21 protein-coding genes and 2 pseudogenes are annotated in these 25,377 nt (G+C 39.6%); 4 read left to right on the top strand and 19 right to left on the bottom strand.

Going from position 1 to position 25,377, the window contains the following annotated elements; translation table 11 throughout:
• Positions 1-56: 56 nt before the first annotated feature.
• From arsC to NSQ84_RS08900, 8 genes and pseudogenes are all read right to left on the bottom strand, one after another.
• Entirely contained in the window at positions 57-479 is a 423-nt protein-coding gene (gene arsC / locus NSQ84_RS08935; protein WP_130157712.1) for an arsenate reductase (thioredoxin), read from the bottom strand.
• 19 nt (positions 480-498) lie between these two features.
• A pseudogene (gene arsB, locus NSQ84_RS08930) lies at positions 499-1,525 on the bottom strand (ACR3 family arsenite efflux transporter).
• A 31-nt stretch (positions 1,526-1,556) separates the two neighbouring features.
• Positions 1,557-1,904: a metalloregulator ArsR/SmtB family transcription factor gene (locus NSQ84_RS08925; protein ID WP_327848319.1), complete on the bottom strand. Its 348-nt coding sequence runs from the start codon at positions 1,902-1,904 to the stop codon at positions 1,557-1,559.
• A 546-nt stretch (positions 1,905-2,450) separates the two neighbouring features.
• A pseudogene (locus NSQ84_RS08920) lies at positions 2,451-3,112 on the bottom strand (methionine ABC transporter permease).
• Entirely contained in the window at positions 3,105-3,863 is a 759-nt protein-coding gene (locus tag NSQ84_RS08915; protein WP_063388322.1) for a methionine ABC transporter ATP-binding protein, read from the bottom strand. The pseudogene NSQ84_RS08920 and the gene NSQ84_RS08915 overlap by 8 nt, the downstream one beginning before the upstream one ends.
• Positions 3,864-3,878: 15 nt before the next feature.
• Entirely contained in the window at positions 3,879-4,754 is an 876-nt protein-coding gene (locus NSQ84_RS08910) for a MetQ/NlpA family ABC transporter substrate-binding protein (RefSeq protein WP_311066109.1), read from the bottom strand.
• A 15-nt stretch (positions 4,755-4,769) separates the two neighbouring features.
• Positions 4,770-5,948 carry an acyl-CoA dehydrogenase family protein gene (locus tag NSQ84_RS08905; RefSeq protein ID WP_339212700.1) on the bottom strand — a complete coding sequence of 393 codons (1,179 nt, stop codon included), beginning with the start codon at positions 5,946-5,948 and terminating at the stop codon, positions 4,770-4,772.
• A gap of 94 nt (positions 5,949-6,042) precedes the next feature.
• Complete coding sequence (locus NSQ84_RS08900; RefSeq protein WP_339212697.1) at positions 6,043-7,386, bottom strand: LLM class flavin-dependent oxidoreductase; 1,344 nt, start codon at positions 7,384-7,386, stop codon at positions 6,043-6,045.
• 1,686 nt (positions 7,387-9,072) lie between these two features.
• Between NSQ84_RS08900 and NSQ84_RS08895 the strand changes: the two genes are divergently transcribed.
• Together NSQ84_RS08895 and NSQ84_RS08890 are read left to right on the top strand one after the other, a co-directional pair.
• The gene (locus NSQ84_RS08895; RefSeq protein ID WP_339212694.1) at positions 9,073-9,984 is read left to right on the top strand and encodes a DUF5655 domain-containing protein; all 912 of its coding nucleotides are present in this window, start codon (positions 9,073-9,075) and stop codon (positions 9,982-9,984) included.
• 266 nt (positions 9,985-10,250) lie between these two features.
• Positions 10,251-11,108, top strand: a complete 858-nt coding sequence (locus NSQ84_RS08890) for an oxidoreductase (RefSeq protein ID WP_339212691.1) — start codon at positions 10,251-10,253, stop codon at positions 11,106-11,108.
• Positions 11,109-11,435: 327 nt separating this feature from the next.
• On the opposite strand, the gene NSQ84_RS08885 is transcribed toward NSQ84_RS08890, so the two are convergent.
• The 4 genes from NSQ84_RS08885 to NSQ84_RS08870 all read right to left on the bottom strand — a co-directional run bounded on the left by NSQ84_RS08885 (position 11,436) and on the right by NSQ84_RS08870 (position 14,933).
• Complete coding sequence (locus NSQ84_RS08885; protein WP_094245830.1) at positions 11,436-11,948, bottom strand: rubrerythrin; 513 nt, start codon at positions 11,946-11,948, stop codon at positions 11,436-11,438.
• A 327-nt stretch (positions 11,949-12,275) separates the two neighbouring features.
• Positions 12,276-13,070 carry a molybdate ABC transporter substrate-binding protein gene (modA, locus tag NSQ84_RS08880; protein ID WP_261308786.1) on the bottom strand — a complete coding sequence of 265 codons (795 nt, stop codon included), beginning with the start codon at positions 13,068-13,070 and terminating at the stop codon, positions 12,276-12,278.
• Between the two features lie 227 nt (positions 13,071-13,297).
• Positions 13,298-13,777 carry a tRNA (N6-threonylcarbamoyladenosine(37)-N6)-methyltransferase TrmO gene (gene tsaA, locus NSQ84_RS08875; RefSeq protein WP_339212688.1) on the bottom strand — a complete coding sequence of 160 codons (480 nt, stop codon included), beginning with the start codon at positions 13,775-13,777 and terminating at the stop codon, positions 13,298-13,300.
• A 208-nt stretch (positions 13,778-13,985) separates the two neighbouring features.
• Positions 13,986-14,933, bottom strand: a complete 948-nt coding sequence (locus NSQ84_RS08870; protein WP_327873899.1) for a helix-turn-helix transcriptional regulator — start codon at positions 14,931-14,933, stop codon at positions 13,986-13,988.
• Positions 14,934-15,236: 303 nt separating this feature from the next.
• Between NSQ84_RS08870 and modB the strand changes: the two genes are divergently transcribed.
• Both modB and NSQ84_RS08860 read left to right on the top strand, forming a co-directional pair.
• Positions 15,237-15,911, top strand: coding sequence for a molybdate ABC transporter permease subunit (gene modB / locus NSQ84_RS08865; protein ID WP_063389471.1), 675 nt, complete (start codon positions 15,237-15,239; stop codon positions 15,909-15,911).
• Between the two features lie 39 nt (positions 15,912-15,950).
• Positions 15,951-16,601 carry an ATP-binding cassette domain-containing protein gene (locus NSQ84_RS08860; RefSeq protein ID WP_327873900.1) on the top strand — a complete coding sequence of 217 codons (651 nt, stop codon included), beginning with the start codon at positions 15,951-15,953 and terminating at the stop codon, positions 16,599-16,601.
• A 909-nt stretch (positions 16,602-17,510) separates the two neighbouring features.
• Here the strand turns inward: NSQ84_RS08860 and NSQ84_RS08855 are convergent.
• From NSQ84_RS08855 to NSQ84_RS08825, 7 genes are all read right to left on the bottom strand, one after another.
• Entirely contained in the window at positions 17,511-19,058 is a 1,548-nt protein-coding gene (locus NSQ84_RS08855; RefSeq protein ID WP_327873901.1) for an acyl-CoA carboxylase subunit beta, read from the bottom strand.
• Between the two features lie 14 nt (positions 19,059-19,072).
• The gene (locus NSQ84_RS08850) at positions 19,073-19,852 is read right to left on the bottom strand and encodes an enoyl-CoA hydratase (protein WP_327873902.1); all 780 of its coding nucleotides are present in this window, start codon (positions 19,850-19,852) and stop codon (positions 19,073-19,075) included.
• Between the two features lie 17 nt (positions 19,853-19,869).
• Entirely contained in the window at positions 19,870-20,778 is a 909-nt protein-coding gene (locus tag NSQ84_RS08845; protein WP_063389475.1) for a hydroxymethylglutaryl-CoA lyase, read from the bottom strand.
• Between the two features lie 12 nt (positions 20,779-20,790).
• Positions 20,791-21,003 (bottom strand): acetyl-CoA carboxylase biotin carboxyl carrier protein subunit, encoded by a 213-nt coding sequence (locus NSQ84_RS08840; RefSeq protein WP_130157294.1) that lies wholly within the window; start codon positions 21,001-21,003, stop codon positions 20,791-20,793.
• 84 nt (positions 21,004-21,087) lie between these two features.
• On the bottom strand, positions 21,088-22,443 hold the full coding sequence (locus NSQ84_RS08835; RefSeq protein ID WP_327873903.1) for an acetyl-CoA carboxylase biotin carboxylase subunit: 1,356 nt from the start codon (positions 22,441-22,443) through the stop codon (positions 21,088-21,090).
• Positions 22,444-22,453: 10 nt separating this feature from the next.
• Positions 22,454-24,106 carry an AMP-binding protein gene (locus NSQ84_RS08830; protein WP_311067297.1) on the bottom strand — a complete coding sequence of 551 codons (1,653 nt, stop codon included), beginning with the start codon at positions 24,104-24,106 and terminating at the stop codon, positions 22,454-22,456.
• Positions 24,107-24,160: 54 nt separating this feature from the next.
• Positions 24,161-25,303, bottom strand: a complete 1,143-nt coding sequence (locus NSQ84_RS08825; RefSeq protein ID WP_327873904.1) for an acyl-CoA dehydrogenase — start codon at positions 25,301-25,303, stop codon at positions 24,161-24,163.
• Between the last annotated feature and the right edge of the window lie 74 nt (positions 25,304-25,377).

Here is a 25,377-nt window from a genome sequence, read left to right as displayed (position 1 = left end):
AGCCCAAGAAAGTTCTCCAGGCTCTTTTTGTTATTGATATAGAGAACTGAAGGAAATTATTCACCAGTCTCAGCAAAACGTTTAATTCTTTCACCAATCGCATCGCGAACACGCATGAACACAGCCCATTTTTCTTCTTCTGTCCCCTCTGCCTTTGCCGGATCATCGAATCCCCAATGTACGCGTTTCACGTGCGGAGGTGTTACCGGGCAATGGTCTGCGGCGTGACCACATAATGTTACGACCAAATCAGCATTATTTAAAATTTCCGGATCAATCACATCGGATGTTTGATTAGAAATGTCAATTCCTGCTTCTTTCATGACTTTTACCGCGTTTGGATTTAATCCGTGAGCTTCGATACCGGCGCTGTACACTTCCCACTCGTCGCCAAGATATTTTTTTGCCCATCCTTCTGCCATTTGGCTGCGGCAAGAGTTGCCAGTGCATAAGAAGTAAATCGTCTTTTTGTCTTTCATGTTCATTCCACCTTTGTTGTTAGTATGATACTGATTCGGTTTTAAAGTATTTTCGTTGAAACCATAATGCTACGTTGACCAATGCAATCATGACAGACACTTCCACAAGTGGTCCAATGACAGTTGTAAATGCTGCACCAGAATGGATCCCAAACACGCCAACAGCTAGAGCAATCGCTAACTCAAAGTTATTGCTGCCGGCTGTAAAGGCAAGTGTGGTGGTGACAGGGTAGCTCGCTCCAATTTTCTTCCCTAAGAAGAAGGAAACGAAAAACATCAATACAAAGTATATGAACAATGGAATGGCGACTCTCACTACATCCAACGGCAAACTTACGATAGCGTCTCCTTTTAAAGAGAAATAATGATAATCGTAAACAATAAAGAAATCAATGTAATCGGGCTGATTTTTGGAATGAATACTTTTTCATACCATTGTCTGCCCTTTGCTTTTACCAGCAGAAAGCGCGTCACCATCCCGCCAAGAAACGGAATGCCTAAGTAAATGAACACCGACTTGGCGACTTCCATCATTGTAATATGAACGACAGCACCTTCTAGTCCAAGCAATTCTGGAATGATTGTTACAAACATATACGCATAGAGTAAAATAGCACTTGGAATACAGAGTTAAACGCTACAAGCCCAGCTGCGTACTCTGTATCTCCTTTCGCTAAATCATTCCAGACGATCACCATCACAATACAACGTGCCAGACCGATTAGAATGAGTCCGACCATGTATTTCGGTTTATCTGGCAAGAATATAATCGCCAATACAAACATCAATTTTGTCCAAGAGACAAAACCAATACTTTTATGTCTTTAAAGACGCGTCCCATCTCCTCGTAGCGAACTTTTGCCAACGGAGGATACATCATGAAAATTAAACCAATGGCAATTGGAATCGAAGTGGTTCCTGCCTGTAAACTGTTTATTGCGTCTACAAAGCCCAGAAAGACAAATCCAAAGCCAATTTTTGCTGCCATAGCAAGGAAAATCCAAAGCGATAAGTATAGATAGACATTTTTTCCCCGTATTTTTCATTTTCCCTCCCAATTAAATTAAAATTAATAGGTTAACAACCACAACGGAGTGTAGGGTTGGTTTCCTCAATCTTACGAATATTCTCTGTTTGATCTGGAATGTGTTGCAGAATTTCTTGAATGAAATCATATAACTCATTTTCTAGATTGAAAGAATAATAAATCCATTGCCCCCTTCTATCTTCTTTTACTAATCCTGCATCTTTTAACTTGCGTAAATGCTGACTAATAGCCGGCTGACTCATATCAAATACTTCTAGAAGCTCACAGACGCAACACTCGCGTTTCTTTAAAATGGCCATAATCGTTAAACGTGTTTTATCACCGAGTAGCTTTAAAATGTGTGCTGCTTTTTCTATTTCCACCACTGCTTTTTGCATTTGGAACACCCCTATACATATATATAGTTATATAAATATTTACTTATATATCAATCTACTTTATGGTTCATCGCACACTAAAAAATGTCTTTTCATATCCACGACATGAATACTGTTTTGTATTATCATTTCCTTATCTTCAATAAACATATAACAATATACTTATATAAATCAACGGAAAATACGATTTTTAACATAATCTTTATAATTGACCCGAAAGTATGAAAGAAATTTTTAAAATCAGTGCAAATAATTTACACAATTGATTATGAGGAAAAAAATAAAACGTTAAAATTCCCTACTTTTTTAAGAAGCCAATACTATGTTTAAAACAAGAAGCTGTTGAACAATAACCCATGTCAACAGCTTCCTTCATCTATATAAAATTAAAAGAGGGGGAACAATTGTTAATCGCATTTTCTTATGCGAGACTGGATTTTACTAAAACTTTATAGAAGATCTCGATTCAAGCAATGCTTTGAAACGAATCATTATTTTGTTAAGACACTATGTTCAAAAATCCCGCAATAAATGACTCCGTTTAGCTTATCGTTTATCCAAAAAACTGGCTAAACGGCTGCCGCTAATTTGAATAATGGAAACTAAAATGATCATGATAACAACTGAGCAAGCATAATATCCGGTTGATAACGATAATAGCCATTTCGAACGGCAAAATCTCCGAGACCGCCTGCGCCAACAACACCCGCTATGGTAGAATAAGATATTAAAAGAATAATAATATTAGATAAGCTGACTACCATTCCTGCTCTCGCTTCAACAAACATTACTTTCCATATAATTTGAAATATATTAGCTCCCATTGAAATAGCTGCTTCGATGACCCCTTTATTTACTTCCACTAAAGATTGTTCTATTAGTCTGGCGAAATAAGGAATAATAGCGATCGAAAGCGGTACAGAGGCAGGAACCGTTCCCACGGATGTTCCTACCAACAGCCGAGTAAACGGAATGACAGCTACGATTAAAATTAATAATGGAAATGCGTTAATTAAATTCACTAATGAATTTAAAATATTGAAAATATGCGGCTGTTCTAATAATTGCCCTTTTCTTGTTAAAAACAGAATCGTTCCTAAAGGAATTCCAAATAGTATGCCAGCTGTTACTGAAATACCTACCATAATGGCTGTTTGCTTAGTGGCTTCTATTATATCAGGAATTTGTTGAATGATGTTTTCAAACATTTAGGATCATCCTTTTGTCCTTATTAAATATTAATTTAGCAATATCAGACTTAGGATTATATTGATTGTCTGATAACGAAAATTCCTCTAAAATACTTCCTTTTTCCATTACGGCTACTTTATTGCAAATTTTTCTCACTACATCCATTTCATGTGTAACAATAACCATCGTTATATTTAGCTCTTGATTAATTTTCTTTAAAAAGGATAGAATATTATCCGTTGTTTGTGGATCTAAAGCTGATGTAGGCTCATCACATAACAAAATTTTCGGGTTCGTTGCCAAAGCTCTTGCGATGGCAACTCTTTGTTTTTGTCCCCCGCTTAAATTAGAGGGGTATTGATTTGCTTTATCTTCTAATTGAACTATGGAAAGACATTCTTCTATTATACTTTTACGTTTAACGGATGGTATTCCGGCAATTTCTAATGGAAAAGATACATTGTCATAAACCGTTTTATTATGAATCAAGTTAAAATGTTGAAATATCATGGAAATCGATTGTCTCATATGCCGCAGCTCTTTCTTCTTTAAAGCCATTATATTTCTTCCTTCAATAAGAACCTCCCCTTCATCAGGCTTTTCAAGGAGATTGATTGTACGAAGCAGAGTTGACTTTCCTGCTCCGCTAAATCCGATAATCCCATAGATATCCCCTTTTTCCACTTTTAATGATACGGATTTAATTGCTTCCAATTTCTCATCTTTTTTAATTTGATAAGTTTTCTTTATATTTTTTAAATGTATCATTTGTGACAGCCCCCATTATTCAAATACTGGGATTATGTCCCCATGGAATGTTTCCTCAATGAATTTTTTAACCTCCGGTGTATGCAAAACCTTTTTTAATTTTTGGATTTTTTCGTCATTTTGGTTGTCTGGTCTAGTCGTGATAACGCCTATAAATTCAGAGCTAGAGTCTTCCGCAAGCAGCGCATCTTTTAAGTGAAGACCAACTGCTGTTTGATATCCTCCTAAAATAAAAGCTAAATCTACATCATCAAGAGATTTTGCTGACATTCCTTGATCTAATTCGATAATTTTGAAATTTCTTTTGTTTTCAATGATATCTTTTTTAGTTGCTTGTAATCCTACCCCTTCTTTCAATTTAATGAATCCATGTTTTGCTAAGAAATCAAGCGCTCTTCCGTTATTGGAAGGATCCTGCGGTATACTGATGGTTGCCCCGTCAGGAACGTCTTTTATGTCTTTATAACGCTTTGAATAAAGTCCGGAAGGCCAAGCAAGTACTTTAATCGCTGCAACTAAATTAGTTCCATGCTGCTTGTTGTAAGCTTCCATATAAGGAATATGTTGAAAAGCGTTCGCATCAACACTTTTGTCATGAACGAGCTCATTAGGCTGAATAATGTCATTTACATATTCAATTTTTAAATCTATACCTTCCTCTTTCAACTTAGGTTTTATAAATTCAAGTATTTCTGGAAAACCATTAAACGAAGGATTCGTTGCTATTACTAATGTATCTTTATCTTCACCGGCATTAGTAGCTTTTCCACAACCGCTTATTAGTACCATTAAGCAAATTATGTAAATCAAATACGAAAGTCTTTTCATTTTGTCTTCTCCCCCAAAATCATTTATTATTGTTATTTCTTTTATTTTTTCTGGATGATGCATCTTTTTAGTTTATCCCTAATCCAACAAATTTTTCCCGATCATTTCTCGCGCGATATGATTTGATGGTCCCATGGCGCTGCCTGCTCTGGCATCTCGATATAATCTTTCCAAAGTTCCTTCACGGTAACCGAATCCGCCGCTGATATCAAGTCCTATTTGTGCAATCTCATTGGCTGCATCGGAAGCTAGGACTTTGAATTCAAGTAAAGAATTTTTCAGCTCTTCTGGAGCGTATTTTTCTCCGCTTTCTAACCATTCATCCAATTGAGAAGCTAAATCCTTCTGCCAGGCTTGCAGGCTGTCCGTTAAAATTTTCGCTTTTGCTAGCTGGCTGCGAATAACTTGATAATCGCTTAATGCCTTATTGACATCCTGATGAACTTTCCGCTTAGCATATGCAAGTGTTTCATCCAAAATCCCGATAGCGGTTCCTGTCCATGTTGCCCCTAGACCAATCAGGTAAGCGATACCGTTTTGAACAATTTCTTTTCCCTCACCTTCTTCACCTAAACGATCCTTTTTATCTACAAAAACATTACGAAGGGTAAGCGAAGAGCTGTGATTTCCACGCACTCCCAGCGCTGCCCATTCTCCAGCTTCTATCCCTTCTTGATGACCGTCCACAATAAAATAAGTAATGTCATCTGGTGATTTAGCATTTGGTGTTTTTGTTTGGAATACATAAAAATCCGCAAATCCACTGCTCGTGGTGAAAGATTTTTGAGCATTAATAATGTACCCGTCATCCGTTCTTACAGCTTCACTTATGTTGTACCAGTAATGTCCTCCTGTTGCTCCTTCGCTGGTTGAAGTTGTACCAAACTTTCCACTGCGAATCGGTTTCAACCACCGTTCCCATTGATCTTCATTTCCATGAGAGTATATCGTGCGGGCTGCCTCTACATGCATAGTGTAAATAAGTGCAGTGGAGGGACATGCCTTCGCTATTTCCTGAACAACAATTGCAAAGGCAGAATAGTTCAATCCCAATCCCTCTAATTTTTCTGGAAGTAAAATACTGTTAAACCCCTCTTTTGCAAGAACGGCGATATTTTCACTTGGAAATTCTTTGCTTCGATCAATACGATCTGCATTGGGACGGATAACTTTATCCACAATTTCACGAATTTTTTCACGTACTTGACCGAGTGTTAACGTGATAGGATTTTCATTTTCAGAAATAATTCTTGACATAAGCTTTCATCCTCCCTATATAAATGATGGTTTTTCCAGCCCATCCTCACTTTTTCTCGAGGAAAGGTGAAAACTACAGCATTTGCTCAAGTTTTTAGGCGTTCAGGGCCTTCAGATTATCCCTTAATGTTCCGTTTTCAACATATTCTGTCCTTGCCAAACCGCGTTTTTGTAAAATTGGCACCACCAACTCAACAAACTCTTCCAGTGAGCCGGGCAAATAAGCTGGACTTAACAGAAAGCCGTCTCCTCCTACTTCCTTCATTGTCTCTTCCATCCAATCGGCTACTTGCTCTGGCGAACCTACTAACTGTGGAGTCATGACGCCGCGACCATGTAACATCCCAGCCTCACGAATGGTTATATTTTTAGAACTACTATGTTTATAAGCGTCAATCATTCCTTGAATACCAGGCACTTTTAAATCAGCAATTAATTCGTCCAGTCCGTGTTTGGATAAATCGTAGCCCAAGTGACCGGACAAGATCGTTACCCCTGCTTCAGCCGGAACGAGAGAATTGTGGAGTGCAGCTTTCGCACGGGCAATTTCCTCTGTTTCTCCAACAAATACTTGCAATCCAAAACAGACTCTGACATCATCCGGATCGCGCCCAGCTTTCACTGCTCCTTCTTTCAAACGATTGTAATAAACATTCATTGCTTCGCGATCAGGCTGAAGAGTAAAAATAAGTTCGGCATGTTTAGCGGCAAATTGGATTCCGCGTGATGATTGTCCAGCCTGAAGGATAACCGGGCGCCCTTGCGGGGAACGATCGATATTCAATGGGCCTTTGCACTTGAACCATTTTCCTTCGTGATTGATCGGATGCACTTTTTCCGGATCGGCAAATATGTTATTTTCTGCATCCATAACGATTGCATCCGGCTCCCAGCTGTCCCATAATTTGTAGCAAACCTCCATATACTCTTCCAACCGATCATAGCGCTGATCGTGGGATAAATGATACTGTTCAACACTCAACCCAAGGTTTTCAGATGCATTCTTATGAAAAGCAGTGACAACATTCCAGCCGACACGTCCACGTGACAGGTGATCCAAGGTGGCCAGTTTGCGTGCTAAAATGTATGGTGGATAACCTGCCACCGAAAACGTCATGGTCAGTCCAATATGCTTTGTTACCGCACCCATAAATGCCATTAAAACTGACGGTTCATAACAAGGCACTTGCGAGGCATAGCGAACGGCACTTTTGTAGCTGTTCTCATACTCGGAATAGATGCCTTCCGTATCGGCAAAAAATACTGCATCAAGTTTGCCTCTTTCGGCGATTTGGGCAACCTCTTGCCAAATTTCCGGACGATTCCATTGAAAAGCATTCGTCATCGTCATATTCCGCGGATGCTTCCATGTCGCGCTGCTGTGATGAGTTACAGGCGGCATCATATATTGAAGCAAATGCATTTTCTTCTTTTTCATGAGCTGTTTCCTCCCTACAATTCATTCCAATCATATTGCGTTCTGGCCAAAATTTTTATTGCCATGACCACCTGTACCGATAACAAGGAAGTTCTTTATTCGGTAAAGCGTGAATATTGTATTAAATAATTTCTGTACTATTTTGAAAAGAAAAAAGATTTTGATATTATCATCCGGAATTTTTCAGCACCTCCTCGTTCAAGACCTACCCGCCCATAAGTAAGGCTGATTTGCTCTCTTTTTTATGGAGTTCGCTCATACAACTCTCCTTATGAATCCATGCGAAAAAAAATTTGTGATGTTTTTTTCCTCAACATGCCGAATTAACTCAACTGTCTCCATACCATTCAGTTGCTTTACTCTCTAAGATAATGGGTACATCGAATTCTAAATCTCATTTTTTCAGACAGCTTTTGCTTTTAGCTGCAATCAAGGCGGCTTTCCCTACGTTAAGTAAATATTCATGTTCAGATGCTACATTTATAGCAGCCATACCTGATCCACCGAAATAAGCGTTGGCTAAAGAGTTAGGATAGCCATTAATTGGACGACTTCTTCTTCAACACACTGGTGAACTTTATGATCAGGCAAAATATTTCGATAACATTATTGAAAAATCATCCGTTAGCTTAAATCGTGCGTTGTGATCAAGAAATAAACCATCCCCGCTAAGCTGCGGGCTCTCGTCCTATTCAACCATCTGCTGTTGCGAAACGGTCAATCGTCACTACCATTCATGCAGCTATGGTAGAAGATCAAGCCCCGGCCGAACTGTAACAAGAAATTTCAGTTTTTCCATAAATTAAAGGCAAAAATCCTCGCATCTTCACTTGATTTCCCATTGGGATTAAGCCCCCAATATAGTCAAACTCATTTTGTGGTCGGAACGATTTATTTTAAATATGTAATTTAATTTGCGAATCAAACAGTATATGCTCCATAGATCATGTCTAGAGCACCAAGCATCGGAAAAACGAAAAGAGGCTCTCAACTCAAATGAATATTTTCATTGAATTGAGAGCCTCTAGTAATCCAGTCGGCATGTTTATTTTTGAAATAAAGGAAACTATTTATATATTTCGAAAAATCTTTAGTAAATATATTAAATAAATTAAACATATGTGTCAAGTTGGATTTTTATTTTTTCTTCCTCGATTATCCCCCTCACATAATATAGTTTCACAAAGCTTTTTCAAATGCGCTTCAAACTGTTTTATCTTTTCTTGATGTCTCTTTGAAATTCCTCATGCTCGACATGTCTAGATATTCTATTGACTTAAAATTTAAGTTATCATATAGTTCGTAAACTGGGCGCTTGAGAGAAAAGTAATTAACAATACCACTTTTGCTTCTCCTGTTGTTTCATCATCTGTATCGTTTGCAACATGATTTCCTTTCTTGCAAAGGGTAATAAACATTTCATGTAGTTAATAATCAAGCAGTCTTTGTAATGAATGTATTGATTGGTTTCTCTAGTATTTCCAAGAGCCAAAATAATTTTGCAAACATATTTCCGAACGAGTGGAACATTATTAAAATTGAATTGGGGTCTTTTGTTACGTTCTTCCGTATTCTTTACATAGATTGACTAATATGTCTCATAAATATCAACGCTTATTGTATACTATCATTATTCATTTATTGTAATCGTAGTTTTAGATGCACAATAAAAGAAGGAGTAGTTTCATGGGTGATATTAAATTATTTCGTATAAATGGAGAACATGTAAGTGAATTGGAAGGCACATCTCTGACAATTGAAAAATCGCTGCAAACCCTTATTGAGCGTAATCTTGAAACATTTTTAGGTGTACGGTTTTTAGCATCAGAATATTCTACTGGTAAGACACATGGCGGCAGAATCGATACATTAGGTATTGATGAAAATAACTCCCCAGTTATTATCGAATATAAACGAGCTGTCAATGAAAATGTCATTAACCAAGGATTATATTATCTGGACTGGCTGTTGGATCATAAAGCAGAATTAACTCTTATGGTAATGCGCAAATACGGTAATGACTTGGCTGACGCAATTGATTGGACGAATCCGCGCTTATTATGTATTGCGGGTGGATTCACAAAATATGACGAACATGCTGTTCAACAAATTAATCGGAACATTGAGTTGTACCAGTATAAGTTTTATAAAGATGGATTTCTTTTGCTCGATTTAGTAAATACAACAACTGCACAACCATTACTGGAAGTTGAAAACCATATTAACTCATCGAAGCCCGGATATAAGACAGTCTCCGAATATCTGGAACAATCCAGTACAGAATTAAAAGACCGGTTTGAAGCAATAAAAGCATATATTATGGCACTAGGCGATGATGTACAAATGGCTGTATTAAAATACTACATAGCCTTTAAGCGCATTAAAAATTTTGTCTGCTTAGAAGTGCATCCTCAGACAGAAAAAATCGTCTTATTTTTAAAAGTGAATCCAGATGAAATTGAACTCGAGCCAGGATTTAGCCGTGATGTACGAAATATCGGTCATATCGGAACAGGGGATTTAGAAGTCAGTATTTATAACGATGAAGATTTTGAAAAGGCAAAGCGACTTATTCATATGAGCTATGATAGAAGTTAGAAATCGCCGGTAATTATTATACTTGGCGATTTTTAATAATTAAATATTTTTAACCAATCCTCTGTAAAGAAGGCAGGATTTATTTTATCTCATTATTTTCATGATACAATTCCAATAAAAAGTGTTTATTAAGAAGAGACAGGAATTGTCAAAACATATAGGTGGAGCAGATTTTTGAAGGAATTTGCGGACGAAAGCAGTGATGATGCTCTACATATATTTAGCAAAAAGGCAGTGTTAGAATATGAATAGCTGGAGGGAATCTTGTGAATCAAACTTTAAAGAAACAACCTGTTGCGTTTGTTACAGGAGCTTCAAGCGGCTTTGGATTGCTAACAAGTGTAGCGCTTGCCCGCGAAGGCTACCGCGTGCTGGCTTCAATGAGAGATTTGGATAAGAGAGGACGACTGGAAGCGGCGGCCAAAGAAGCAGGTGTAACAGACCGGATTGAGATTATCCAACTAGATGTAACCGATTTTTCCGCAGCGGAAACTGTAATTCAGAATGTGATTGAAGATTACGGCCAAATTGATCTGTTGGTAAACAACGCGGGGTATGCAGCGGGAGGGTTTACGGAGGAGCTTGCTGTTGAAGAATGGCAGAGGCAATTCGAAACGAATTTTTTCGGTTTGGTGGCAGTAACAAAAGCTGTTTTGCCGTCGATGAGGGCACGCAGAAGCGGCAAGGTTGTGAATATAAGCAGTATTAGCGGACGAATCGGATTCCCTTCTATGGGACCTTACGTGGCATCAAAGTTTGCGGTGGAAGGATTCAGCGAGTCTTTGCGTTTAGAGATGCTGCCGTACGGTGTTCATGTCGTTTTAATTGAACCGGGATCCTATAAAACGGAAATCTGGTCAAAAGGGCTGGATGCGGTATCTGTCAATCCGGATTCTCCTTATGTTAAAGAGATGGAGAAAATTTTGAAATATGTCAACCATGTTGCTGACACGGCACCCTCTCCGTATGAAGTGATCCAACAGATTGTACACGTGGCAAAGTCTCCTTATCCGAAATTGCGGTATCCGGTTGGCAAAGGCGTGAAATTAGGAATGGTCTTGAAAAATATATTGCCGTGGAAGTGGTGGGAGCGGATGGTGATGAAGCGGCTGCGGGAGAGTTAGAATCGTGATGCTGGGACATTAGTTCAAAAATATAGAGGTGAAGAGTCAGAGTTTACGGTTCAGTAAAATTATAGTTTGATGATATTTTTTGTCACTTCACTAATGGAAAGGGATTGAATTTGTTGAACAGTTTAAGATTAATTAAAGGTGAACCGTATCACAAGTGGAAATAGTTGTAGATAAAAAATTGCTAGGGAAGCTTATATGAATGACATGACTTTTAGATTTATCATTTATGGTGAGAAGACTGCTTACTCAAGGGGAATGAGGATGACACATTCCCCTTGAGTAAGGAGGGAATTCACCGTTTAAGGGCTTAGTTCAGTTTTATTTCAGACCATTGTAGGGATCAGGATCATAACTTATCAAGAGCTTCGTTAAATGTTCTGCATGGAATTTCTCATCACGGCTAATGACAGAGAAAACATGACTAACATCCGGGATAGAGATTTCAGCTGCATATTGATCATAAAGTACGGCTGTCTCTAGTTCTCCTTTAAGATCACTTCTGACAAGATTTAATATCAATTGTTTATCATAATTGGGTCTATAGGTCTGCATTGGTTCCTTTACATCCAAATGAGTGTTTTGATAGTAGAGATAGGTTTGATATTGTACAGGATCGTATTTGCGCAAGAGGGTTAGAAACATTCCGTAATGTTTTTTTTCATCCAGCATGATCATTCTCCAAACCCTATTGACTTCTTCCATGTTGGAATTTGCAATATGGTAATTATAATCATTAATTGCGGTTAACTCAGCGACCATCGCTTCCCTGATTTTACTTGTGATAAAGATGGGCTTCCCCTGCGGTTGACCTCCCGGAAATGTATAACTCAATATAGATTCCTCCCGATTATCCATTAGAATGATAATATACTTTATGGGCTGCTTTCATGAGTTGTGCATGGTTATTTTTTTGAAAGTCGATTAGCAGGGGCCCTTTACTAAAAGTTTTTGACAAACCATAATCAATTACCTAATAACGATGTAAGGTCTTATCATCTCATAGTCCTCGTGCTCCAAAATATGACAGTGTTGTTCTTGAGGAGCTTTGGGGGTGTCTTATAAGTCGTTTATACGGCTTATTGACGCCCCCATTAATGTTTTAGAAACGTTGATATATCGATGTTTATGATTTTTTGTTTTTAAAGTAATGAAGCCCGCTTATTTCAAAATCTTAAATCCGAATTTTTCAAAAATTTGAAACGAATCTTCTGTCTGTAGGTACTGATAGAAATCGGCAGCCTCTTTTTTATGCTTTGTGTCCTTAATGATGCCAACTGGATAAATAATAGGATCATGCATATTTGCGTCTGCGATGTCGACAATTTTTACCTTATCAGATATTTGAGCATCAGTTTTGAATACAATTCCTGCGTCCACTGTATTTGCTTCTACATATGATAATACTTGGCGCACATCCTTTGTGTATACGACTTTCTCTTTTACTTTTGGCCAAAGATTTAGCTTGGTCAGAGTTTGCTGCCCGTATTGACCTGCTGGAGTAGTTTCAGGATTTCCTAATGCAAATTGCTTAATACCGCTGTCTGCCAAAGACTGAAATCCTTTTACTGTGTCTGCTTTATCTTTCGGAACGATTAAAACGATTTCATTTCCTAGCAAGTTTTTGCTCTCTTCTTTGTTAATCAATCCTTTGTCTACGAGTGGACGAAACTTATTTTCAGCAGCCGAGAAAAATAGGTCTACCGGCGCTCCTTGTTCGATTTGCTGTTGCAATGCACCAGAACTTCCAAAGTTAAATGTAATTTTTATATTTTCATGTTCTTTTTCATACTTTTTCTGAATTTCCGTTAAGGCATCTTGTAAGCTTGCGGCTGCTGAGATGGTTAATTGTACTGTCTGTTTATCCTCTGTCTTCTTTGATTCCTGTTTTTCTCCCTCGTTTGTACAACCAAAAATAAAAAAGATTGAAGCACACAAAAACATGATCATGATCATGCGAATAGAATGCTTCATGCTTTCTCTCCCCCTTCTACTTTTAATCTAATATAAAACTTATTATAATTTCTTATAACTATTTTGTATAGTATATAATTAATTTATATAAAATATAATTATATAGAATAGTAAAGTGTCTCCGTTCACGGATAGAAAAAACACATTTGTTCAGTGCAATGAAAAAACCATAAGGTGCTTTTTTAATCGGCCTTGCCAATACCGCCTTTTCAATAAATGCTTTTATCAGCTTTTACTTTATCTACGTTTTCGATTCTTTTTTCAAACCATCCAATCTTAGATGTTTCTATTGCATCAAACATCGGAACGTAAGGCTTTATATCGAGTAGAGGTGTTTCGTTCAATACATCGACATCTAGGACATGGATATGATTCCCCTCAATACTTTTCAATCGAACGACTGAAAAGCCGATTGGGTTCGGTCTTTTCGGGAATCTTGTTGCAAAAATACCATGGGGTTGATCATCTAAGAAAGGAACTACCTGCAATGAATATTCATGAACCTTATGAAAATAATAAATAAGAATAAGATGTGAAAAGCCGTCCAGATCTTTCATCCCTTCTACATACAATGGGTTAAACTCTATTGTTCCTTCTACATTTTTCGCCGCCGCCGATTGAATCGGCATTCCTTCCAAGGTGTTAAAAGGGGTTAGAATTTTTCCTATCGCTTTAAAATGAATGTTCATCTTTACAACATCCTATTTTCTTTTATTTATAATTAATTATATTTAATTATAAATAAATATAATAGAAAAAGATATACTTATGTTTCTCTTTTTGGTTTTTCATTTCCAGTGCTCACGAATCAAGAAAACCAGATATTCCAGTGCCAAAAAGTGATAAAACAAAGCCAGAGTTTTTTAAGAGAACCCCTGGCTTTTAGCTGGATCCATTTCAGCTTTCATAAACGACTTGTCCGGTTTGTGACAAATCATAGCCTCCTAGTGCTTTTAAATCGTTTTGAAAGTGAACCGATCTTAAAATTTGCAGGACTTGACTAATTAACTCTCTATTCTCATCGTTCTTTAAAATAACCAAATCGTACTTTTCATTAACTAACGGAATGAAATCGACATCTTTAACTAGGTTAGCCCCTCTTTCAATTCCTACCCCGACATCTGCATCCCCTTTAGCGACAGCACTTGCGACACTTACGTGATTGGTTACCTCATTGTCATAGCCGTTAATTTCAGAAACAGGTATGCGATACTTTCTCAAACATTCATCTAGTAAAACACGAGCACCCGCACCTTTTTCCCGGTTCACAATTTTTATATTTTTTCTTCTTAAATCTTCCCAATGCTTAATATTCAACGGGTTTCCCTTTTTGACGTAAAAGCCTGCCTTCCTTGTTAGTAAATGAATCACGATATACTGAAAATTCACTAGTATCTTATTGATATACGGAACATTATATTCACCTGAAATTCCTTCGATTAAGTGTGTACTGACAATGTCTGAATATCCTTGATACATTGAAATTAGGCTTTCTAAGCTTCCAACATAAGAACGAAGTGGCCGAAACCTTTTCGAGGATTTTTCTAAGTAGTTCGCCAAAATATCTAAGCTCATATCCTGGCCGCTTATAATTAATTGTCTAGGTTGCAAATACCCTTGAGTTTCAATCGATGTTTCTTTTTTTGATGACTGTACGGAGCTTGGCTGCAGTTCTTCTTTTGACTTTTTTATATACTCTTCTAGATCGGAAGGATCAATTCGCATTTGTCGTCCGACACGATAAGCAGGTAATAACCCTTTTTTCACTAAATCATATACGGTTAATTTTGAAACCTTTAATATGTTTGCCACTTCCTCGGTTGTATAAGAAAGATTTTTTTTCATACCTACTTGCTCCTTCATAAAAAAATTCGTTATAAGTAATTAAATGTAATTTGATATATTGTATTGATAACTTCTGTATCAATGATTTATATTTAAATATAAATAAAATTAATTATTTTCTTAACAAGAAGATGGCTATGTAGTTTATATCTAATCTTGATTATATCATGTTTTGTTTCGCTCTTTTTCAATGGAAATGACTCAACTTCTTGTTTTACCATTTCCTTTACTCCAAAGTTCAAAATAATTATAACCATTTATAACGAAAAATGATGAAACTTTATGAAAAGGTGAACGACAAATATGAATTACTCGCCGCTTATACTCTCTTTAAAAACGGCAACAATCGCCACGTTTATTGTATTTGTTACTGGGGTTGTGTTGGCACGATTGATTAGTCGTAACTCCTTTCGAGGGAAAAGTATTATAGAAGCGATTATTTTGCTGCCACTCGTGCTTCCGCCTACAGTTGTGGGCTTTGGTTTATTATATATATTTGGTAAAAACGGATTTATTGGTCGATTACTGCTTGATTGGTTTGATTTCCAAATTGTTTTCACTTGGTATGCTGTTGTGATCGCAGCAGTCGTCGTGTCTTTTCCTTTAATGTATCAAAGTGCATCTGCAGCGTTTCGGCAGTATGACCCAAATATTGAAAATGCTGCATATACAATGGGGGCATCGAAATGGAGAGTGTTTTGGACGATATCTTTTCCACTGGCATGGCCAGGACTGTTAGCTGGCTTAGTTTTATCCTTTGCACGAGCGTTAGGAGAGTTTGGTGCCACTCTCATGCTCGCCGGCTATATTCCGAATGTCACCGACACCATTCCTCTAGCCATTTATTTTGCGGTGGAGTCAGGTAATTTGGAAGCGGCAAAATTTTGGGTGATCATTATCGTTGCCCTTGGCTTTAGCGCTATTTTATGGCTAAATTGGTGGAGCAAAAGGAATATGATGAGACATGTACAAAAATAGTAAGTTCAAATTGTCGCTTACTTAAAGGAGTTTTTTCTTATGCTTATCGTTGAAATCCAAAAAAGACTATCCCATTTTGAATTAGATGTAAAATTTTCAGTGGCCAATGAGATTGTTGTCCTTTTTGGCCCCTCCGGCTCCGGAAAAACGACAATCTTAAATTGTATTGCTGGGATAAGCAAACCTGCTGCTGGCATCATCCGATTAAACGACACCATTTTATTTGAAAATAAGAAAGTATTTGTTCCTATTCAAAAAAGAAACATCGGCTATGTATTTCAAGATTATGCGCTTTTTCCCCATATGACTGTTTGGAAAAACATTGCTTATGGCATGCAAAATGAAAGCTTTGTCAAAAATTTAATGAAAGAGCTGCGAATTGAACACCTTAGAGATAAATATCCGTCTGAAATTTCAGGCGGCGAAAAACAACGGGTCGCCATTGCACGAGCCATTGCAACCGAGCCGGATGCCTTGCTTTTAGATGAACCTTTTTCTGCATTAGATAATCAAACACGTGTAAAAGGTCATGAAGAGCTATTACGTATCCATAAGCTTTGGCGCATTCCCATTATATTAGTCACCCATCATCTTGAGGAAGCAAAAAAATTGGGGAATCGAATTTTATATTTACACGAAGGAAAAATTCGTGACAGTGAAATGAACGCGAATCTTATTCAACAGAGTTAATTGACAGACTTACTCTTTAAGTTAACATCAATTATAGCAAATGATGAGGAAAAAAAGGGGTTTATAGCATTCCCCTTTTTCAGATTTTGTGTTTACTTCCTTAAAAACAGTAAATTAAATTTATTTTTATATTGTTCATTTAGCACATAGTTCTCTTTTTTTTTTACTGGAAACGTCTCTCGCTTGTAACATTGTGCCTCTGCAAAACGGCATAATACTTGGTCGTGAAATTTATAAAATTTTCCCTTATGATGCTTTTTGATAAAATCTATTAATTTTTAATGCAAAAGGATCAATGACGGACAGTTGAACAAAGAATTCTGGGGACAAATTACAGCGCTCGTCTCATTCATTTGTCGCCGGCAGTGGTTGCATTGGGCGCAGCTTATGGTGCATTAGAATTAAGCTCAGACGTTTCTGGAAAATACTGGCTTTCAGGTTGAGAGCTTGGCACAGGGGAAAAATTATTCTGCAGCGCCCTCGACCCATTGGATATCGTCACTGGCGTTAGTTCGTTTTCTAAATTCAGCAGCGCGGCCCGGTTACGCCCTCTTCGAGAAGCAATGGATCCAAAGCTATTTAAGCTGGATTGAATCAAAAATCACAACATACCTGCGACATGGTTGTCCGTATAGAAGAAAGGCGTATCTTCCCTCATCAAATGCGACAAGACAAAGCAAGTGATCAACAATTTAACGGAGGTATGAAAGCGAAATGCCTATTGATATAAGAATTTTACCCGTTTTCGTTCAAAAATACTATGAATCCACAAGTTTAAAAGAATTGAGGGACATATAGGCTAGCGCTACCTTTTCTTTTAGAAAGGGAGGTACCCCCTTTCCAGAAGAAAAGGCCACCAAGCGAAGCGCGGCAGCCTGAACCCCAATATTTGACAAAGAGCCTTTTTTATTACACCGGATATACTCCATGCTTTCTTTCCGAAAAGACGATATATTTCGACATATAGGCATCAAAGCGACGAATCAATTCTTCGCGAAGCTGGTTTGGAGCGATAATTCCATCTATCACCATCTCTGAGGCTAAACGATAAATATCAATATCGCGGCGATACTCCTCCCGTTTTTGTTCAATAAAGGCTGCCTGTTCTTCTTTAGGAAGCTCAGCAATTTTATTGGCATAGACTGCATTAACCGCTGCTTCTGGTCCCATCACGGCAATTTGCGCATTAGGAAACGCTAAGCAGCAATCCGGTTCAAAGGCCGGGCCAGCCATCGCATAAAGACCTGCCCCATACGCTTTTCGCACGATAATAGAAATTTTCGGAACCGTTGCTTCTGACATCGCTGAAATCATTTTCGCTCCATGGCGGATAATTCCTGCCCTTTCCACTTTTGTGCCGATCATAAATCCTGGAATATCGGCTAAAAATAAAAGCGGAATATGGAAGGCATCACATAAAGTAATAAATTTGGCTGCTTTATCAGCCGAATCATGGAATAGGACACCGCCTTTGATGCGCGGCTGGTTAGCGAGTATACCGATTGGCTGTCCATTCAAGCGAGCAAGTCCTGTAATCAATTCAGGTGCAAACAGCTTTTTGATTTCGCAAAAAGAGCCTTCATCAATAAAACGCTCGATCAAGTCATACATATTAAACGGCGCATTTTGATTCAGGGGTAAAATGTCCTCAATCGTTTTTTCAAAGCTCTTAGCTGGCTTTGCTTCGATAATCGGCGGTTTTTCAGCGAAATTGGCTGGAAAATAAGATAAGTACTTGCGGGCAAACTGAATGGCTTCTTCTTCTGTTTTCACAAGTACATCTCCACATCCAGAGACACTGCAATGCATTTGCGCTCCACCCATCTCTTCAAGCGTCACTTTTTCGCCAATCACCATCTCCGCCATTCGCGGCGATCCTAAATACATCGAAGCGTTTCCTTCGACCATAATGACGATATCGCAAAAAGCTGGAATATAAGCACCGCCGGCCGCCGATGGTCCAAATAATAAGCATATTTGCGGCACTTTTCCAGAAAGCTTTACTTGATTGTAAAAAATGCGCCCTGCCCCGCGGCGACCAGGAAACATTTCGACTTGATCCGTAATCCGAGCCCCAGCCGAGTCTACTAAATAAAGCATCGGACACCGAAGCTTTTCTGCGGTTTCTTGGATACGAATGATTTTTTCTACGGTTCGTGATCCCCACGATCCCGCCTTTACCGTTGAATCATTGGCCATTACACATACGGTTTGCCCGTTGATTTTTCCGATCCCTGTTACCACGCCATCAGCTGGCAGACCGTCAGCAAGACAATTGGCAAATAAAGCATCCTCAAATTGCATTCCCTCATCAAATAACAGCTTTAGACGATCTCGTACGAATAGCTTGCCTTTCTCCGCATTTTTTTGATGGTACTTTAATGCGCCGCCTTGTTCAATTTTTTCGACTTGTTCCGCCAATTTCTCGGTCAATGTTTTTGCTTGCTCGTTGATCACTTGCACTTCCTCCTTTACTCTCCTTTATAAACAGGCTTCCGCTTTTCTTTAAAGGCTTGCAGCCCTTCTAAACGATCCTTCGTTGGAATTGTCATCTCATAAGCCATCTGCTCCAGCTTCAAACCTGTATATAAATCGACTTCCAGACCTCGATTAATGGCTATTTTAGCTTGGGCAACAGCAATCGGCGCATTTTGAATTATTTGTCCGGCAAGTTCGTTGGCCTTTTCCATTAACTGCTCATACGGCACAACATATTCTACTATTCCGATGCTGGCTGCTTCCGCTGCCGTTAGCCGTTTAGCCGTAAAAATGAGCTCCTTTGCTTTGCCTTTTCCGATTAAACGCGGGAGACGCTGAGTTCCGCCAGCACCTGGAATAATCCCAAGCGCCGTTTCGGTTAATCCAATCTGAGCATGATCAGAGGCAATACGGATATCGCAAGCTAACGCCAATTCGAGGCCTCCGCCAAATGCAACGCCATTAATCGCGCAAATAGTTGGTGCTGGAAGCTGTTCAAATTCATTGATCGTCTCGCGAATCAGCGCAACCGTTTTTCTCACTTCTGTTTCAGTCATACTGGCACGTTCTTTTAAGTCAGCACCAGCACAAAATGCTTTTTTTCCACTTCCTGTTACGATCACACAACGGATCGAGCGATCAAACGTTAATTGCCCAAGCTTTTGCTTCAGCTCCATTAACAGCGCTGTAGACAAAGCGTTGACTGCTTGCGGGCGATGCAAAGTTAGCACTGCCACTCCATTCGCCGCCTCATAGAGAATAGAAGATTCCATTTAATCACTCTCCTTTATTAGGACAAACAAGGATCAACGGTTTGCAAATAATGGCTATTGAGCGCTCGACCGATTTTATTTTGAATAAATAGCGCTGCCTCCGTTAACCGCCCAGCATCAATGCCTGTAGCAATATCCATGCCATGAAGCATATATAATAAATCATCAGTCGCTACGTTTCCGGAAGCTCCCGGTGCATACGGACAGCCGCCCAGTCCACCAAGCGAGCTGTCAAAAGTCGTAATCCCCATTTCTAATGAAAGCAGCACATTGGCTAAGGCTGTTCCCCTTGTATCGTGAAAATGCATGGATAGCTTTTCTTTCGGGAATCTCTTTAGAAGCGAGTTGAGTACAGCTTCCACTTGGCGAGGGGTAGCAACACCGATCGTATCACCTAAAGAAAGCTCATCCACTCCCATTTCAAACAACCGCTCTGATATAGCAGCTACCTGCTCAATGGAAACTTCCCCCTCATAAGGGCAACCAAAAACCGTTGAAAGATAGCCGCGAACGGTTTTCTTAGCACGCTTTGCCTCCTGAACAACAGCTGTTAAGACAGGATAGGTATCTGAGATTGATTTATTAATATTTTTTTGATTATGCGTCTCGCTTGCAGACATAAATACAGAGATTTCATCAACTTGAGTCGTCAAAGCATTTTCAAGCCCTTTTTGATTCGGAACAAGCGCTGCATAAGTAACACCAGGAGCTCGTTCAATTCCTGCTGCAACATCTAGCGCATCGGCTAGCTGCGGAATCCATTTTGGATGAACAAATGATGTTATTTCAATGTACGTCAACCCTGTTTTGGAAAGCTGATTGATCCAAGCAATTTTATCTTCAGTCGCAATGGCTGTCTTTTCATTTTGCAGCCCATCACGAGGCCCTACCTCTTTAATCGTAACGTGTTTAGGCCAGTTGCCCACGCGCCTCACCTCTTATTCAAATTCAAGCAAAATATCGCCTTCATTGACAAAATCGCCTTCCTTCACATGAATTTCTTTAACGATTCCGCTTGCTTCTGCAGCAATAGGAATTTCCATTTTCATTGATTCTAAAATCACGACATCTTGCCCTTTCTCAATGTTTTCTCCGACAGAAACAACAATTTTCCATACATTCCCTGCCATTATTGCAACAATCTGATTCATCTTTTTACTCCTCCATTTCCTGAACTTGCAGATTGAAGGTCTTCCACTCTCTAATCAAGAAAAGTGGAAGACTTGATCAACATCTTATTTTTTGATAGAAACGCTGCTTAAATGCCGATTTACAAAATCGGTTGTTGTATGTCCCGCTTGAAATTCTGGGTGTGCCAACACTTCTTTTAGCATTGGAATGTTTGTTTTAATTCCTTCAATTTGATAGCTGCCAAGCGCTTGCAGCATGCGATTAATCGCTTCCTTTCGGTTTTCGCCTTTTACAATTAATTTAGCAATCATTGGATCATAAAACGGCGTTACGACCATTCCGCTTTGAACCGCTGTTTCATTGCGAATACGCTCTCCCTCCGGTAATTGAAGCGCAGTAATGGTTCCGGGGGATGGAAAAAATGTTTTTGGATCCTCTGCGTAAATCCGCACCTCGATGGCATGCCCTTGACGCTGGATGTGATCTTGGCTATAGCCCAGCTTTTCCCCAGCAGCGATGCGCAGCTGCTCTTCGACAAGATCCAGACCGGTGATTTCCTCAGTTACTGGATGCTCTACCTGAAGACGCGTATTCATTTCAAGAAAGTAGAAGTTTTTCTGTTCATCAACAAGAAATTCAATCGTTCCTGCATTTGTATAACCGATATATTGGGCAGCTTGAATGGCTGTCTCCCCCATTCTTTTTCTTGTTTGCTCATCTAAAAACAGAGAAGGAGCTTCTTCAATCACCTTTTGGTGACGCCGCTGAATCGAACATTCACGTTCCCATAAATACACATAATTCCCGTAGTGGTCAGCAAGAAGCTGAACTTCAATATGGCGCGGATTCTGAATATACTTTTCCAAATACATCGCCCCATCGCCGAAGAAGGAAGTCGCCCGCTTTTGGTTGCCTTCAAACACTTTGTGCAATTCCTCTTCATTATGGACGATTTGCATTCCGATACCGCCACCGCCGCAAGACGCCTTTAACATAATAGGATAACCGATCGTCGCTGCTGTGCTTGCTGCTTCCTCAACATTTTGAAGCGGAAAGGAGATGCCGGGGACGATCGGCACGCCTGCTTCTGACATTGTTTTCCGCGACTCAATCTTACTTCCCATTTTCGCAATAACATCAGCATTCGGTCCGATAAATACAATTCCTTCCTCTTCACAACGGTGCGCAAATGTCGGGTTTTCCGACAAGAGACCATATCCTGGATGAATCGCTTCCGCTTTCGTCGCTTTTGCAACGTCAATGATTTTGTCAATATTCAAATAACTTTCACTGACATGCGGCTTTCCAATTAAATAAGCTTCGTTTGCCCATTTTACATGGAGCGAATCAGCATCTGCTTCTGAGTATATGGCTACTGTCTGAATTCCTAACCGCCGGCACGTTCGAATGACTCGAGTTGCAATTTCTCCCCGATTGGCCACTAACACTTTTTTAAACATGCAACTCCTCCTATTCATGTGTTGTCTTTGTACTAAGAATTTGTTTTGCCTGCTCGCGCAATTTAAATTTTTGAATTTTTCCGGATGCTGTCATCGGATACGAATCGGTAAATTCAATATAACGGGGGATTTTATGACGCGATATTTTTCCGCGGCAAAATTCTTGAACTTCTTCAGCCGTCGCAGTTTGCCCTGGTTTTAATATAATCCACGCCATTACTTCTTCTCCGTATTTTTCATCAGGTACACCGACCACTTGAACATCTAGAATTTTCGGATGCTGATATAAAAATTCTTCAATTTCCCGTGGATAAATGTTTTCTCCGCCGCGGATGATCATATCCTTTAGTCTTCCAGTAATGCGGCAATATCCATTTTCATCCATTATTGCTAAGTCGCCTGTACGGAGCCATCCTTCCTCATCAATCGCTTCTTTCGTCGCTTCCGGATTGTTATAATATCCTTTCATGACATGATACCCTCGCGTACATAGCTCTCCTTGCACACCGTACGGTACTTCCTTGTTTGTGCCTGGTTCGACTATTTTGACTTCAACGTTTGGAAGAGCACGCCCGACTGTCTCGACGCGCAAATGAATAGGATCATCTGTTCTCGTCTGAGTAATGACAGGCGAAGATTCAGTTTGTCCATAAGCAATCGTAATTTCTTTGGCTCCCATTTTTTCGATAACCGCCTTCATTACTTCAATTGGACAATTTGATCCCGCCATAATTCCTGTCCGCAATGAAGACAGATCGTATTTTTCGAAATCAGGATCGTTCAACTCAGCAATAAACATGGTCGGCACACCATGTAAAGCGGTGCATTTTTCGTCTTGAACCGTTTGAAGCACTTGGGTAGCATTGAATTCTTGTATTGGTACGATCGTAGCGCCGACAGAGACGCATGCTAAGACGCCAAGCACGCAGCCAAAGCAGTGAAAAAATGGCACAGGAATACATAATCGATCATCTTTCGTGAGTTTCATGCATTGAGCAATATTGTAGGCGTTGTTGATAATGTTGTAGTGGCTGAGCATAACTCCTTTTGGAAATCCTGTCGTTCCTGAAGTGTATTGCATGTTGATGACATCATGCGGGTCAAGGGAGTTCATTCGTTGATCGAGTTCATCTTCAGCGGTATCTTGAGCCATCGCCAAAAGATCATTCCATGTATATGTGCCAGGGTAACGCTTATCACCAAGAACGATGACATTTTTTAGACGTGGAAGACGCTTCGCCTTCAGCTGTCCTGGCTGACATTCGTACAGCTCCGGGGCAATCTCATAGATCGTGTCAATGTAAGAGGTATCGCGATATTGTTCGATTAAAAGAAGGGTCGTGGAATCTGATTGCTTCAATAAGTATTCTAATTCAGCTGTACGGTAGTTCGTGTTGACCGTCACAAGTACAGCCCCCATTTTGCCTGTAGCAAACTGGCATGCCAGCCATTCAGGAGTGTTGGTTGCCCAAATTGCAATATGCTCTCCTGACTGAATGCCCAGTTTCATTAAGCTTCGAGCAACAAGACGACAATATTCATCAAACTGCCTGTATGTCATTCTAAGTCCGCGATCTGCATACACAACAGCCTCATGCTCTGGATAAGCATTCGCTTTTTCTTCTAATAGTTTGCCAACCGTAACCTCTAACATCTCCGTCATAACATGCGCCTCCTTTGTTTAAATAAATTTTCATCCTCTCCATTTTTCTGTCCTTTAACATCCAAGCTGACGGGCAATAACGATCCGCTGAATTTCTGATGTGCCTTCACCAATTTCCATGAGCTTAATATCGCGCAAATGGCGCTCGACCCCATATTCTTTCATATACCCGTATCCTCCATGAATTTGAATTGCCTGATTACATATGCGGAAGCCAGCTTCAGAAGCGAACAGTTTAGCGAAAGAGGCTTCTTTTGTAAACGGTTTCCCTTGATCTTTTAGCCAGGCCGCTTTATACACCATGCTGCGGGCTAATTCGATTTCCATCGCCATATCGGCAAGCTTAAATTGAATCGCTTGGAATTTAGAAATGGATTGACCAAATTGTTTCCGTTCCTTCGCATATTGAAGCGCTTTCTCAAACGCGGCTTGAGCGATGCCAACGGCAAGAGCAGCAATCGAAATGCGACCGCCATCTAGAGTATATAAAAATTGCTTAAATCCCTTTGCCGGATCCCCTAATATGTTCTCTTTCGGCACGCGTACATTTTCAAGAACAAGCTCGCACGTATTCGAGGCACGGACACCCATTTTGTCGTAATTGCATTGAATCGTAAATCCCGGAGCGTCTGTTGGAACAATGAAAGCAGAGATGATGTTTTTATCCTTGTCATCCTTTCCGGTCACTGCGGTGACAATCACTTGTCTTGCATGTCCTGCATTCGTAATCCAGCATTTTTCTCCATTAATCACATATTCATCTCCGTCAAGCACCGCTCTCGTTCGGGTTCCGCCAGCATCTGAACCGGCATTCGGTTCAGTTAACCCAAACGCTCCCAACGCCTCTCCTTTTGCCATCGGAACAAGCCACTTTTGCTTTTGCTCTTCTGTACCAAAATAGTAAATAGGGCTTGCACCTAATGAGACAGCAGCAGCATAGCTAAGACCTGTTCCGCCACAGGCGCGGCCAATTTCTTCTACAGCAACAGCATATGAAATCGTATCGCCTCCAGCTCCGCCATATTCTTCTGGAAACGGGATTCCCAATAGCCCTAGCTCCCCCATCTTTTTGAATATTTCGATGGAAAAATAGGCTTCTTCATCCCATTTCGCTGCGTTTGGTGCAATTTCCTTCTCAGCAAACTCCCTTACCATTTCTTTAATCATCTGTTGCTCTTTTGTAAGTTCAAAATTCATGCTCTCTCCCCCATTTCTAATATATTATTATAAAACCGACTAGTCGGTTTGTTTTTCGTGAAAAATTTACGTTA

Origin of the sequence: Aeribacillus sp. FSL K6-3256, from assembly GCF_037965805.1 — a bacterium.
GTDB classification, from domain to species: Bacteria; Bacillota; Bacilli; order Bacillales; family Aeribacillaceae; genus Aeribacillus; species Aeribacillus composti.
This window is presented reverse-complemented; position numbering and strand designations above follow the sequence as displayed.